Annotated in this window: 10 protein-coding genes; 2 read left to right on the forward strand and 8 right to left on the reverse strand. The window is 30.5% G+C overall.

What is annotated here, in order from left to right:
- Position 1: 1 nt before the first annotated feature.
- The 7 genes from GQ46_RS03700 to GQ46_RS03730 form a co-directional block, all read right to left on the reverse strand.
- Positions 2-1,168, reverse strand: coding sequence for an AAA family ATPase (locus GQ46_RS03700; protein ID WP_044398497.1), 1,167 nt, complete (start codon positions 1,166-1,168; stop codon positions 2-4).
- Positions 1,165-2,409: a restriction endonuclease subunit S gene (locus tag GQ46_RS17360; protein WP_044398499.1), complete on the reverse strand. Its 1,245-nt coding sequence runs from the start codon at positions 2,407-2,409 to the stop codon at positions 1,165-1,167. The genes GQ46_RS03700 and GQ46_RS17360 overlap by 4 nt, the downstream gene beginning before the upstream one ends.
- A complete protein-coding gene (locus GQ46_RS03710) occupies positions 2,402-5,392 on the reverse strand; it encodes a type I restriction endonuclease subunit R (RefSeq protein WP_044398501.1) in 2,991 nt (996 codons plus the stop codon). The genes GQ46_RS17360 and GQ46_RS03710 overlap by 8 nt, the downstream gene beginning before the upstream one ends.
- Before the next feature lie 118 nt (positions 5,393-5,510).
- Positions 5,511-6,407: a hypothetical protein gene (locus GQ46_RS03715; RefSeq protein WP_156133090.1), complete on the reverse strand. Its 897-nt coding sequence runs from the start codon at positions 6,405-6,407 to the stop codon at positions 5,511-5,513.
- A 3-nt stretch (positions 6,408-6,410) separates the two neighbouring features.
- Positions 6,411-6,698, reverse strand: a complete 288-nt coding sequence (locus tag GQ46_RS03720; RefSeq protein WP_044398503.1) for a helix-turn-helix domain-containing protein — start codon at positions 6,696-6,698, stop codon at positions 6,411-6,413.
- Between the two features lie 106 nt (positions 6,699-6,804).
- Positions 6,805-8,850 (reverse strand): hypothetical protein, encoded by a 2,046-nt coding sequence (locus GQ46_RS03725; RefSeq protein WP_044398504.1) that lies wholly within the window; start codon positions 8,848-8,850, stop codon positions 6,805-6,807.
- A gap of 5 nt (positions 8,851-8,855) precedes the next feature.
- Complete coding sequence (locus GQ46_RS03730) at positions 8,856-10,073, reverse strand: site-specific integrase (RefSeq protein WP_044398505.1); 1,218 nt, start codon at positions 10,071-10,073, stop codon at positions 8,856-8,858.
- A gap of 469 nt (positions 10,074-10,542) precedes the next feature.
- Between GQ46_RS03730 and GQ46_RS03735 the strand changes: the two genes are divergently transcribed.
- Together GQ46_RS03735 and GQ46_RS03740 are read left to right on the forward strand one after the other, a co-directional pair.
- Positions 10,543-11,070, forward strand: a complete 528-nt coding sequence (locus GQ46_RS03735) for a hypothetical protein (RefSeq protein ID WP_044398506.1) — start codon at positions 10,543-10,545, stop codon at positions 11,068-11,070.
- Positions 11,071-11,232: 162 nt separating this feature from the next.
- Positions 11,233-12,120: a hypothetical protein gene (locus GQ46_RS03740; RefSeq protein WP_156133091.1), complete on the forward strand. Its 888-nt coding sequence runs from the start codon at positions 11,233-11,235 to the stop codon at positions 12,118-12,120.
- A gap of 141 nt (positions 12,121-12,261) precedes the next feature.
- Here the strand turns inward: GQ46_RS03740 and GQ46_RS03745 are convergent, their stop codons facing one another.
- Positions 12,262-13,224 (reverse strand): IS110 family transposase, encoded by a 963-nt coding sequence (locus GQ46_RS03745; protein ID WP_044398510.1) that lies wholly within the window; start codon positions 13,222-13,224, stop codon positions 12,262-12,264.
- Positions 13,225-13,600: the final 376 nt, after the last annotated feature.

Genomic DNA, 13,600 nt, shown 5'->3' on the forward strand with positions numbered 1-13,600 from the left:
TTTATGCGTGTAAAACGAATTTATATTTTTTTTGTATAGCGTCAAATATTTCTATTATTAGCTTTTTGTTATCTGGTACAGGCTCTATAAGTTTATATCTGAAAACTGAATTGTGAGCCATAATATTTACTATTTGAGCTTGTTTTTCTGCATCTGAAAAACCAACTTCTTTTAAAACGTGAGAAAAGTTTCTGACCCCTAGAAAAGAACTTATATTTTCTAATATTTGCCTTAACAAGGCAAAATGATATACATATATTTCGTCTTTATCTTTAGCTTCTTTTATTACTCTTAATAATTCTAAATGGTATAAAAAGACTTCTTTTCTTGGGCCAACTAATTCAATAGTACCGTTATTGTTTTTTAGTTTATAAATATCAACTTGCTGTTGGTATCGTGATGCTTTTTCACCTCTTGTTAACCAATCTGCCAATACAGAAAAGAAACCAATATGATGGGTTGTAATTATTATTTTTCTTTTTTTGAAATGTTGGTCAATTAAGTCTATTAATGATGATACTGTTACAAAAATATTATGGTCGTCAAGACTGGAAACAGGGTCGTCTATAAAAAAGTGAGTCGATTGGTTATCATCGCCAGTCCAACCTTCTACTTCAAATAAGGCTAAAAAGAATGACCAAACGAATATTTGTTCTTCACCTCTTGAAATTTTAATTGGTATTTCTTTTTCTTCTTTTTTCTTTTCTGGTTTTTGTTCTTCGTCTTCAGGTTGTTCTACAACTTCTTCTTCTTTAACCTCATCTTCTTTTTTGTTGTAAAACCTAATGTATTTGATACCATCATTTAAATCTTCAAAGTACTCAAACCTATAATCGAATTTAGGTTGATATGATGCTAATTTATCTTGTAGGTTAATTTCATCTAATAAAGGGTGAAATTGATTTAGATTACTTTTTGCAATTTTAAGCTTTATATCTGCACCGCTATTATCTTCGTCATTATCCCAATTAAATAAATCTTCACTATAGGCATTATAATATACACCTGAATGATTGCCACCATTATTGGTTTTAGTTACATCTTTGTAAGCAACAGATAACCTTGTTTTACCTGTACCATTAAAAGCATAAATGAGGTTTACATTTTTTTCTAGACCAACTAATTGATTGGCAATATCGCTTATGTTTTTTTCAAACTTTTTACTCATACCGCAACTTCATTTATATTAGGAAATAATTGCTGCAACAAGCCTTTTTTATGAGTTTGTAAGCTATCTATTTTTTGTTTCTGTTCTATTATTAAATCATTAGCAGAAACAAGTGTATTTGCGATTTTAACTTGTTCTTTTGGGTTTGTAGGCTTTAAAATTGGACAATTTAACACGTCATCTTTTCTTAAATTTGTTTGTTTAGCACCATCGTCAAAGCGTAAAAAGTATTTATTTCTATTGAGTTGATAAAAGAGAAAAACGTTATTTATACCTGTTGTTGTTATTTTGCAAATACGTTGATTTACTGTGTATGTATCATCTTTATCAACATAAAAACATTTTGCTAATGCTTTACCATTTGGTATATCGCTTAGTACCATTAAAGTATCTCCTATTTTGGTCTCTAAATTTACAGAATCACTAAATTTTACAACTTTTCCTTCTGTTGAAATGAATTTAGAGTTAACTACTTTATATTTTCCCGTTTTAGAAATTTCCTTTTCGTGAGCTTTACCATTTGCATAATCTGCAATAGCATCTAATGTTGTTTCTTGCCAATCTCCTTCATTTTTAAACTCTGGGAAGCGGTATTTGGGTTGTGTTTCTCCTTCTTTTGGAAATAGCTGTTGCAATAAACCTTTTTTATGCTCCCTTAGGAACTCTAGCTTTTCTGTTTCTGCATTAATCACCTCATCTAGGGATGATAAGCAACTAGCTATTTTTTTTTGTTCCTTTATCGAGTTTGGCTTACCTATTTTTATTGGCTCAAGATTAACATAATATAAATTTTTCACATTTTGACCTTCAACAACTTTAGCAAATTGACTACTTAAAGTATTGAAATAATATGCATAAAAAATAGAATCCTGTTCAGTTTCATATACACTTATCATTTCACCAATTGCTATGTTTGCAAAAGGTAAATACGAACAATTTGAAAATGCGAAAGGGTCTTCTCCTACACGAGGCACTAGAATTTCACCACCTTTGCTAAATCTTAAAGTTTTTGGGTCAATATTAGTCCTAGAATATACTTCTTTAATTATTGTTCCAAATTTAGTGTAAAGCTCACCATACCTGACGCATAGTGTTGGCGCATCCTTGGATAAAGACCATTTTGGTGCACTTTTGCCATAATAAAAAGTGCCCATTTGACCGATGGTTGTAATTTCCCATTTATCCTCATTTTCAAACTCAGGAAAACGAATCTCTGGTAATACTTGTTCTTTTCTATTCATAAGCGTTTAAACCTGCTATTTCACGCCCTTGGGCTAATTTGTTAAGTAATGGCACTAGGTCTTCCATAAGAGCCAATTCTTTAATTCTACGGTCTTTCCAACCTAATTCTAAAGGTGCTAATAAGTCGGTTAACTTTTCGCCATCAAACAGCATACGGTTCATAATCTCAGCAATAAAGCTTTTTAAGCTTTGAGTAGTTATACCGTGCTTTTCAGAAATGGCTCTTAAAACTTTTTCAGCCTTTTCATCTTTATATTTTTGATACCCTTCTCGTATTTGTTTTTCGGTTAAACCGTTACCTACTTCTAGCGTATTAATGTACTCTATAATATCATCACGTTCCTCAATTAAATTAGCACTAGAGCTTAAAAGGTTAATTAATTGCCCTCGTGTCATTTTATGTTTAGATGGTTTGTCTTGCGTATATTTTGCAATTAAACCAATGATATAATCGTAATCTATGATAGCAGAAGAGAACAGTACAAACTCAAAATCCAATTGCTCAACTTCTGGTGGTACATTATCACCACCTTTATCTTGTTGTGCTTTTAAACGTTTTGCTGTGTCTAAATACACCGATTTAAAAGAACGTAAATCATCTATTGGCAACAAGTCTTCAATAACTTCTGTTTGTTGTTCTTCTAAGTCTGTATATTGGTCTAATTGTGTTTTTAAACGTTGTACCTCTTTAAAAGTATTGATAAACTCCGCTCTTGCTTCGTCTCCTCTTAAATTTGTAACTTCTGAAGGTGTACAGTCTAGACCTTTGGATTGCATAAATTCTTTTAAGTTACCTACTGCTTTTTGGTATTTATCAATAACTTTAGGTGCTGCATCTACTAACCAAATTTCTTTAGGGTTGTCTACTTTTTCTCCAGAGAATAATATCATTGCCTTATCTACAGCTTCTTCTTGATGCCTAAAGTCTAAAATATTACCATAAGGTTTGGTATCATTGATTACACGATTGGTACGTGAAAAGGCTTGTATTAAACCGTGATATTTTAAATTTTTATCTACGTAAAGCGTGTTTAGGTATTTAGAATCGAAACCTGTTAAAAGCATATCTACTACTATCATTACATCAATTTTATTAGAATGTGGATAGTCTTTATTTGAATACTTTTGGTCTTTAATACGTTGCTGAACATCTTGATAATACAAATCGAACTCTGTTATGGTATGATTTGTATCGTATTGTTTGTTATAATCTGAAATGATTGCAATTAACGCTTCTTTCTTTTTATTTGGTTCTACCTCGTTATCTTTCTTTTCTTGCTCTAAATCTTCTTGTAATTGTTTAATATCCTTATTGCCTTCGGCAGGTGGTGAGAATACACAAGCAATATTTAACGGTTTGTAGTCTTCGTTTTCAGCAATTAATTCAGCTTGTAACTCTTTAATTACTTCGTAATATTGAATTGCATCATTAATTGAAGCAGTTGCCAAAACACTATTGAACCTTCTATCGTTAGTTGCTTTATCGTGTTTGTTGATAATGGCATTTGCTACTGCCAATTTATGTAAATCGCTACCAATACTTACAACACCATCAGGCTTGAAATAATCGATGTGAAAACGTAAAACATTTTTATCTTCTATAGCGTGAGTAATGGTATATGAGTGTAGTTCTTGTTGAAAAACATCCGTGGTAGTTTTATAAGAAGCTTCGTTACCTTCAATTGTTTTATACGTCGCATTGTCTTCAAAAATTGGTGTTCCTGTAAAGCCAAACAATTGTGCTTTTGGAAAAAACTCTTTAATAGCATCGTGATTGTCTCCAAATTGTGAACGGTGACATTCATCGAAAATAAACACTACTCTTTTATCTTTTAAAGGTGCTAACCTATCGTAATAAGTTTCTTTGTTTTCTTCCCTTTGTTTTACGTTACGTTTACTATTCTGATTTAGTGCTAAACCTAATTTTTGAATGGTTGTTACAATTACTTTGTCCGCATAATCAGTTGATAGCATTCTTCTTACTAAAGTTTCTGTATTAGTATTTTCTTCAACACTACCTTCCTGAAACTTATTAAATTCCTCTCGTGTTTGCCTATCTAAATCTTTTCTATCAACTACAAATAAACATTTTTCAATGTTTGGATTTTCTTTTAATAACGTTGATGCTTTAAAAGATGTTAACGTTTTACCACTACCTGTAGTATGCCATATATAACCGTTACCTCTATTTTGGTCTATGCAATCTACTATAGCTTTAACTGCATAGATTTGGTAAGGTCGCATTACTAACATTTTTTGCTCACTAGCTACCAATACCATATAGCGACTTATCATTTGACCAAGCGTACACTTCTTTAAAAACTTATCGGCAAAGTCGTCTAAATGACTAATTTTTTTATTGTCTTCACTTGCTAATTCGTACACAGGCAAGAATTGTTCATCTGCATTAAAAGCAAAATGTTGATGGTTGTTATTAGCAAAATAAAACGTTCTTGATTTATTACTAACTATAAATAGTTGCATAAAACACATCAATGAGTTGGTATATCCATTACCTGGGTCACTTTTATACTCAACTATTTGTTGCATTGCTCTATTAGGGCTAATCTGCAAAGTTTTTAACTCTATTTGAACAACAGGAACACCATTTATCAATAAAATAACATCATACCGATGGTTGCTATTATCTGTATTTATTCTAAGTTGATTAATAACTTCAAAGTCATTTTTACACCAATCTTTAATATTTACAAGTGTGTAATGTAGAGGTGTCCCATCTTCTCTTGAAAATGTATTAGTGTTTCTTAAATAATTTGAAGCTTTGAAAACATCAGGATTTACAATTTCTTCTCTAAGTTTTTTAAACTCTGAATCTGTTAAGTTTACTCTGTTTAATTTCTCAAACTTTTCTCTGAAGTTTTGTTCTAATGTATTTTTATCACGAATATCTGGTCGATAAATGTATTTTAAATCGCTTAACCTGCTAATTAATTCATTTTCTATTTGTTGCTCTTTGGTCATTGGTATGTAGACTGCTATTTTAAAATGTTAAAAATATAATAATAATCTGACTTAATAATAAGGATTTCAGTAATTACTTTTTACCCCTTTTTTAGGGTATATTACAAGTTGTAAAAACTCAGTTATTTAGACAGAAATTTACTTGTGTTTTAAGTTTCTCATAAATATTGTTTTCATTTTCAGAATCATTGAGTTTTATTAAAAGTTTTAAATATGCTTGACGCTCTTTTTTATGTGTATGCTTGTGGTATTTTTTTAAGCCATTTACCCAAAAAGGACTTCCATAAGTAGCCATTAATTTAATTTGCTCAGGCGTTAAACTTTCAAAAGCTATGTGTTTTCTTTTTTTGATTTTACCATATACAGATAACAATTGATTCCCTAATTTCTGAAATTTAGAAAAATCGGTTAAATCTGATAGCTTATAAATACCTACACTATCTTTTCCTTGATTGATAAATCTTGAATTGGCTTCAATTTCAAAACGTATAACATTTTTTGTAATATCGATTCTTGCTTCTTGTTTGACTTGATAGGTTTTATCGTAGCCTTTTATTTTGTAATTGGTAGCTTTAAAATGTACACCGTAAACTTTAGTACCATTACACATAAATTGAGGCTGGATTGTTTTGTATTCTTGCCACTTTTGAAACGTGTTTTCAGGCACGTCATAAATTACTGTACCTATTGCTAAACGTTTAACTTCGGCATCTAGCAATACATTTCCAAAACAAGTATTTAAGGTATTTACTGCTTCAACAGCTTGTAAATACGTAAATGGTTCATAGTTATTACCCATATAAAACTTTTGCAAACTGTTTGTAATGGTTAATTCATCTCCCCTTAACCTAAGTTTTAGGTTTTTTAAATCGGCAGTATAACAAACCACCTCGTTAAAATTATTAAAACGTGGTTTCCATAGACAGTTTTTCCATATAAATGTATCTCGAACTCTGGTAAGGGCTTCTACAGGTAACTTGTCTAAATACTTTACTATTTTAATAGTATCATACAACAATTAACCTTTTACTTTTTTGAATGCTTTGTTGTAGTTTTTTTCAAGTAGTTTTTCTACATCGCTCATACGATAGTATATTTTTGAGCCTATTTGCGAAAAAGATACTACGCCTTCATCTCTCCAAGTTTGTGCTGTGCGTTTGCTAATATTCATTAACTGTAAAAACTCTTGATTGTCTACAAAAACATCTTTAGGATTTTTTTGTTTCTCATCTAATGAGATTTTAACTTCATCAATTTTCTTTAGAAGTTCGTTGTACTGGTTTTTTGATAAAATAATTGCTTCCATTTGCTGAAATATTTTTTAGATTACTCCAACAAATCTGAGAAATGACACAGGGTCTAAAAAGGGTAACCTTGTTACCCCCTTATAAAACCCTTATGTTTAACGAAAATTAGTGTAGTGGATTGTTTTTTATATACTCTATTGCACTCTTTTTATAATCTTCTGATGTATTAGAGGCATCCAATTCTGATTTCATTGTTGCATTTATTTTTTCGGCAAATATTACACAAAGTTTATGAAGTCCTATATGAGATATAATTTTCTTTTCTCTCAAAGCTTCTACAACACCTCTAATAGCACCTATCTTTTTTGGGGTTAATACAGAATTACCATCGACTGTTATTGCTAAATCCTCTAACATTCTAAGTATATATTCTTGTTTTTCGATTGATAATAAATCTTCAAATTTTTCAATCTTTGGTTTATCAAGTAATATTTTAGAGTTTGTAGGCAAATAGTTTAAGGGTGCAATGATGGCGGTTTCCTTAATAAATTCGGCTTCTATGGATAAAAAGTCTTTAAATAGTTTTGGATATTTATCCTCTTTACCTTTAAAATTATCACGTCTTTCAATTAAAGCTCTAAACTCTAATTCACGATGTTTTAATTCTTTTAATCTTGATTGAATATACAATACTTTATTACTTGGTTCTGCATTATCTAATATCTCCTGAAACCTAGACATACATTTCTCAAACACTCTAATATATGTTTGTCTATGATTTATGAAGTGTATATCTAAGGGTACAGAATCACGATGGAATCTTTTAAAAAACGTATCCATTGAATCTTGTAACTCATTGTATAATTCTTTATCTACTACCATTTTATTCATTAACGATTGAATAATGATATGAGAACCAGAATCGTTTTTAAAATACATAGTCCGACTGTCGAATAGTTCTTGAAAAATAAACGTAATCTCCCAACTTGTATTTTGGATTTTATAAGCTGTTTTAATTTCCTTTATGACTTCTTCTAACTTATCATTTATTATATAATTGAATTTTACATTTGCTTTTTGAAGTTCTTTGTTTTCATCACGAAGAAGGAAAAACACTCTATCATCTTGCACTTTGTTGTATGCATCTATTTGCTCTTGAAACTTATCCCTCAAATATTTCTTAATTTGTTTATCTGATTTGGCTTCATTATTAAAACAATAGTCATTTATAGCATCTATAATTTCTTGGTTTTCTTCCTCTGCTTCTTGAATAGCTTTTTGCAACTCTTTATCTGTGTCAATAAATCTGAAAGATGTGCCTAACGACTGACCTTTCATAATTTTTTGCATCCATTTCTGTAAAAAATCTAAAGTGTAAAAAATAGTATATTCGTTACCAATAAGACTTTTATTATTAGAAGCCATTTTGTGCAAAGGCTCTTTTAGTGTTACAGGATTTAATTTTTTTAAATTATTGTCATCATTGTAAAACAATGGAAAATTAACTAACAACAATTTATCATCATAAGTTCTGAAATCAAAGTCTCTGTACAGATAGAGTTTTGATAGTATTTGTTTTAAAACTCTTGAATCATTTAGATTTTCAGATAATTCTTCCTCAATTATAGCTAATTCATTTTCAATAAATTCAAGTGGATTTTCTAAAGTTTCACAATGTTTTTGATACGCTCTTATAATATTAGTTGTGTCATATTCAACAATATCCAAAAGTGTCTTCATTTGCCAATCAGCAATTTGGTAATAGTCTTTTTCTTCTATATTGAATTGTGAATCAAAATTTTCAAAATACTTGCATCTTACACCTTTTAAAAAGTCTTCGTAAGTAACTTTTGGTATCTTTTCTCCTAGAACTTTAATTTTATTATGAATCAACTTATCATAATCACCTAAATATACTGATTGAATAAATTCTTCAGTTTCATCTACATTCAGTAAAAAATGACGTGCAGCAAATTGGGAAAGTAGCCAACTATCAGTATTTTTAATATAGTAAGGATGTGGGTCTTTTTCTATTAGATTATCTATTCTATCTTCTTCTCTAGCACAAAACACTAACTTTTGATAGTTATCTAATCCTTCAATTTTTTCAAGCACATTAAGTTTAAAATCTATTTTAGCCTTTTGTTTTGCAGCATTTCTTATTTTAGTAAAATGCTCTTTAACGATGTTGTTAATTGGTTTATTTAGCATTATAGTTAATTGATGTATTTATCGACTGCATTATCTAACTCACTACTTATTATTTTTGCATAGACTTGAGTAATACCTATATCTGAATGGTCCATTAGTTTAGATACGTGTTCTATTCTCATACCATTATTTAATGCCCTGGTAGCAAATGTATGTCTGCTAATATGAAAGCTTAAATTGAAAGGTAATTCTAAACGTGTCCCCATTTTTCTTAAATACATATTGCTTAATGCTATTGCTCTACCTGTTATTAAATTTCTATGCTCTTTATCTGTAAAATAGTTTTTATCAATATTTGCAAAAGGGAAAATTATATCTTCTTGCTTCTGGTCTTTTTGCCGGTACTTCTCTAATATCTCAACTGCTTTTTGACCTATTCTAACACTATGCTGTCTATTTGTTTTTCTGATAATTTTCGTTATTCTTCCACTTTTCTTATCGTAATTTTTCCATTTAAGTTCTAACATATCCCCAAATCTTAGACCACCTGCAAAAACTGAAAATATAAACATATCTTTTATTACTTGTGCTTTGTCTTTATTAGAAACTTCTAAATTTATAAAGTCCTGAAATTGTTCAGCAGATAAATATCGTTTTGTGCTCTTATCTTTTTTTACAGTAAACTTATTGAAAGGAAATAAGTCTAAAGGTATTAAATCTTCTTTCTGAGCTTCCTTAAACATTATCTTCATAATTTTTAAAGAGAAATTTATGGTTGTATTATTATTACCTAATGTAGAACTGCAATAAGATGCGAAATCTTTTAAGGTGGTAACTGTAATGTCTTCAAACATTAATTCACGATGCCCTACAAACTTTTCAAATTTCTTTAAATAGGTTTTGTAATTCTTATACGTTGAATAGGCTAAAGTATCTTTACGCTTTTCACAAAGGCTATCTGAGTAGTCAAAAAAGTTCGTTAAGGGTTTACCCTTAATGGCCTCTTTTAGTTTTCTTGCAGTTGTGGATTGGTTTCTTCTTTCAAGGTCTGCAATTTCGCCTTTTGCATCCGCAACCTTTTGAGATATGTAAGCGTTTAACCTTGTAGAATTACTATGATTCTTCTTTACTTTTTGCTTATCTTCATCCCATTCATTTGGCTTTAGTTTTAGGCTTAACGAAATGAATTTAGTTTTGCGGTCTTTGATAACTCTTAAATAAAGAGGTGCTTCTCCTGCTTTATCTACTTTGTTATTTCTTAAAATTAGTTTTATTGAAGACATAAAGTACTGGCTTTAAAGGTATGCAAAGCGGTGCAACCGAGTACTAAGGTACAACAATAGGTACAACAAAACAAGCATTTTGATGCATTTAGCTGTATTAATTTACTTTAATAAAAACACATAAAAGCCTATAAATAAAGGGATTCAATGAAATTGGAAGCAACCTAATGAAGTTTCTATATAACACCGTGTATAATTAATTGCTTTGACAAGTGCTTATTTGGAAAATTCCTACGGAATTTTCTCGGGTTCGTATTTGTTTACTATATTAGTTGCTTAACCACGCAACTAACCATACACAACAACGTTAGCTACAATGCTGAAACAAACTTCATAGATGATATTATTATTTCTGTTTTTAACCTTAATCTTTTTGATTTCATATCCAATAATCGGATTTAAAATATATAAGTCGATTAGGAATAAAAACAAACGGAAACTATATCGACTTTCAGCAATACTTCTGATTTTGATTTTAATCCCAGGATTTTTCTGGAGAATATTACCAGGTTCTGACCTTGTCTGGAAACCAATTGAAAAAGTACAGGAAAAAGGCTACAATACTGAATTAACTGGCTTTGAATTTAATTTTGGAGAATCGATTTACGAATATGAATCGAAAAGAGATTTTAATGGTGATGGATACTCAATTTGGATTTATGAAATTGATGATAAAACAGCCAATTATTTTAAAAAACCAAACGCTGATTTTTTTACAAACTACCCAAACTCTGATTTTAGAAACAAATGGGAAACGGAATTTTGGAAAAAAACACCATTGAATAAAGAAGAGCAAAAGTTTTTAGACTTTGCTCACAGCGAACTTGACGAATTGAAATTCGAATTAGAGGACTTACTCAATGAAAAAGGAAATTATTACGCATATGAATATTATATGCACGACTTTAGCGATGGAACTGTTTATGTTGGAAATATCGACTTTTACATTATTTGTCCGAATAGAAAATTGATAGTAAAAATTAACCATAATACGTAAAAAGCACAGTAGCTAACAATGTGTATAATTCATTGCTAGTTATAGCCTACTTACGAAAGTCCTCGCGGACTTTCTATCTGTGATTTATTTGCTAACTTTAGTGCTTAAACACGCAACGAAATCATACACTAGACCGTTACCTGCAATTACCAAAAAAACCGAATGAAAAACTCACTTATCTTAATTTTAATACTTTGTTTTCAAATTACCTACTCGCAAAAAGTGGATTTAACAGGAATTGCTAAAACTTCTGAAAATCGAGGTCACGTAATGATTGTGTTGAACGATACTCTAAGGAAATTACCAGAATATTTCCCTGATTCTTTATATCAAAAAATGTGGAAAAACAAAAACTTAATATGCTTTTCAGATGGTAATGGGAGTTTTACAATTAATGCAGATTTAAATGACAGTTTGGTTTTTTCAAGAGATAGATATATTTCACAAACTCATAAAGTATCTAAACTTATTTCTCAACAAGATTCAATTAATGTAATTTTAGAACCGACACCTTGTGTAGAATATATTCCTTGTAATGAAACTAATCCAGAACTATATATTTTTATTGGAGAAAAACTAGATGTTAGTCCTGCAAGCCAACCAAACTATTGTAACACAGTTTCGATAGATTCAAAATCTCAATCTAAATATAAAATCTTAGAGAAATTTACCAATAATTTAAATGCTGAGAATATAAATTTTGTTTCTTATGATCATTTTTCAAAAGTGAAATATGATGAATTTCAAAATGTTCTTTTATTTGTTGGAAAATATTGTGACAGTTTAATTCATCAAAAGTATCAATATCATCCAGTTTATAAAATGAAGAACGGAAAATGGGCATCACCAATTTTTGAGGAATATGATTTAACAGAAAGAAAAAGTGATAAGCAACCGCATAAAGTTGAAATGGCTGAACCAATAACCATCCCAGGTTATAATTCCTATAGAAAATTAGAGGATATTTACAAAGAACCATATTTTAGAATTGAGAAAGGTAAAGTTTATATGCTATACGGCTATTACCCAGAAGATTTGATAACAGATTAATAAAAACAACAGCAGGTAACAAAGAACTGAGTTAAAAAACAACACTTTTCTTCATTAATTTTAGACATTATTAGTTTAGGCTTAGAGATTCATTTAATTGATCCACTACGCTTATTTTTCACTCGGTTTTTAATTCAAAAACTATATTACTGAAACATAAGTTTCATCGTATGGTCTGCCAGATTTAGCTATTGCAAACGCTTGTTTTAGCAACTTGTTGGCTACAGCAATCAATGCCAGTTTTTTGCTTTTCCCTTTGTTCACTATACGCTCGTAAAGCGCTCTGCAAGCTTTGTTACACTTACAGGCATTAAATGCACATAAAAATAATAAATTCCGAAGCTTCCTATTTCCAACTTTACTAATCCTACTGCGACCTCTCACACTACTGCCGGACTCTCTTATGGTTGGTGTAATCCCAGCATAACTGCATAATTGAGAAGCATTCTCAAACTTCTGAAAACCATCCGTAATTACTATTAGAAAAAGGGCTGTCTTTAGACCAATTCCTGGAATACTAGTTAATAAAGTTAATTGACTTTGCTGGTCTGCCTTTACAAGGCTTAGCAGTTTCTGATCGATTCCTGCAATCTCTTTTTCCAAATGCTTAAGATTTCTTTTTAATGAACTATAGACATGCTTTGATGGCATACCAAGAACTTCTTCGCCATGGAGCTTGTTCTTTGTCGCTGTACGCTTCTTTATATAACTATCCAGTAGTCTAAAGAGTTGCAAACATTCACTTTGAACATCTGTTAAGGCATTGTAAAGGGGCACTTCATTGATTTGACCATACTCACAAATCGCTTTGGCATCACTTCTATCGGTTTTCACTTTGGCGAGTCTCATCTGTATAAATCGTTTTACCGATAACGGATTTACTACAGACACCGTAACTCCTTTTTTGTAAAGAAACTGAGCAAGCAGGCAATGGTAGTAACCTGTGGCTTCCATCACCACTAAACTATCCTTAGGTAATACCTTAAGAAATTTCTTAAATCCTGCCGCATTGTTTTTAAACTGTAAGTGACCAACTTTACTACCATAACAATCAAAGACATCTTTACTAATGTCAATTCCAAAAGTTTCTTTATATTTATTCATAAGAACTGATTTATGAAAGAACAGCCTACTATACTCACAACAACTTGAAAACGAGATCTAGTGTCTCACAGAACTGAACGTGATAAAAGTAGAAAAGAGAGAGGATTATCAGTGTTGTCGAAGTCAAAAGCTTCACCGTATATATTAACCTTAATTCTCTCTTTTGTTCTTTCTGATTTTGTAACTAATTTATTGAATTGTAAACTTAAGCCGTGTATAATTAATTGCTTTGGTAAGTGCTTATTTGGAAAATTCCTTCGGAATTTTCTCGCGTTCGTTTTTGTTTACTAAATTAGTTGCTGAAACACGCAACTAAGCATACACAAACACGTTGTAAACAATGCTGACCCGTCCTGAATAAAGGCTACATAATTTT

Source organism: Lacinutrix sp. Hel_I_90 (assembly GCF_000934685.1).
In the GTDB taxonomy this organism is placed as follows: Bacteria; Bacteroidota; Bacteroidia; order Flavobacteriales; family Flavobacteriaceae; genus Lacinutrix.

Bases quoted from the DNA above. Each gene is read 5' to 3' on its own strand.
- GQ46_RS03740 (WP_156133091.1), top strand. From the start codon at position 11,233: ATGAAAAACTCACTTATCTTAATTTTAATACTTTGTTTTCAAATTACC.
- GQ46_RS03730 (WP_044398505.1), bottom strand. From the start codon at position 10,073: ATGTCTTCAATAAAACTAATTTTAAGAAATAACAAAGTAGATAAAGCA.
- GQ46_RS03725 (WP_044398504.1), bottom strand. From the start codon at position 8,850: ATGCTAAATAAACCAATTAACAACATCGTTAAAGAGCATTTTACTAAA.
- GQ46_RS03700 (WP_044398497.1), bottom strand. From the start codon at position 1,168: ATGAGTAAAAAGTTTGAAAAAAACATAAGCGATATTGCCAATCAATTA.
- GQ46_RS03710 (WP_044398501.1), bottom strand. From the start codon at position 5,392: ATGACCAAAGAGCAACAAATAGAAAATGAATTAATTAGCAGGTTAAGC.
- GQ46_RS17360 (WP_044398499.1), bottom strand. From the start codon at position 2,409: ATGAATAGAAAAGAACAAGTATTACCAGAGATTCGTTTTCCTGAGTTT.
- GQ46_RS03720 (WP_044398503.1), bottom strand. From the start codon at position 6,698: ATGGAAGCAATTATTTTATCAAAAAACCAGTACAACGAACTTCTAAAG.
- GQ46_RS03745 (WP_044398510.1), bottom strand. From the start codon at position 13,224: ATGAATAAATATAAAGAAACTTTTGGAATTGACATTAGTAAAGATGTC.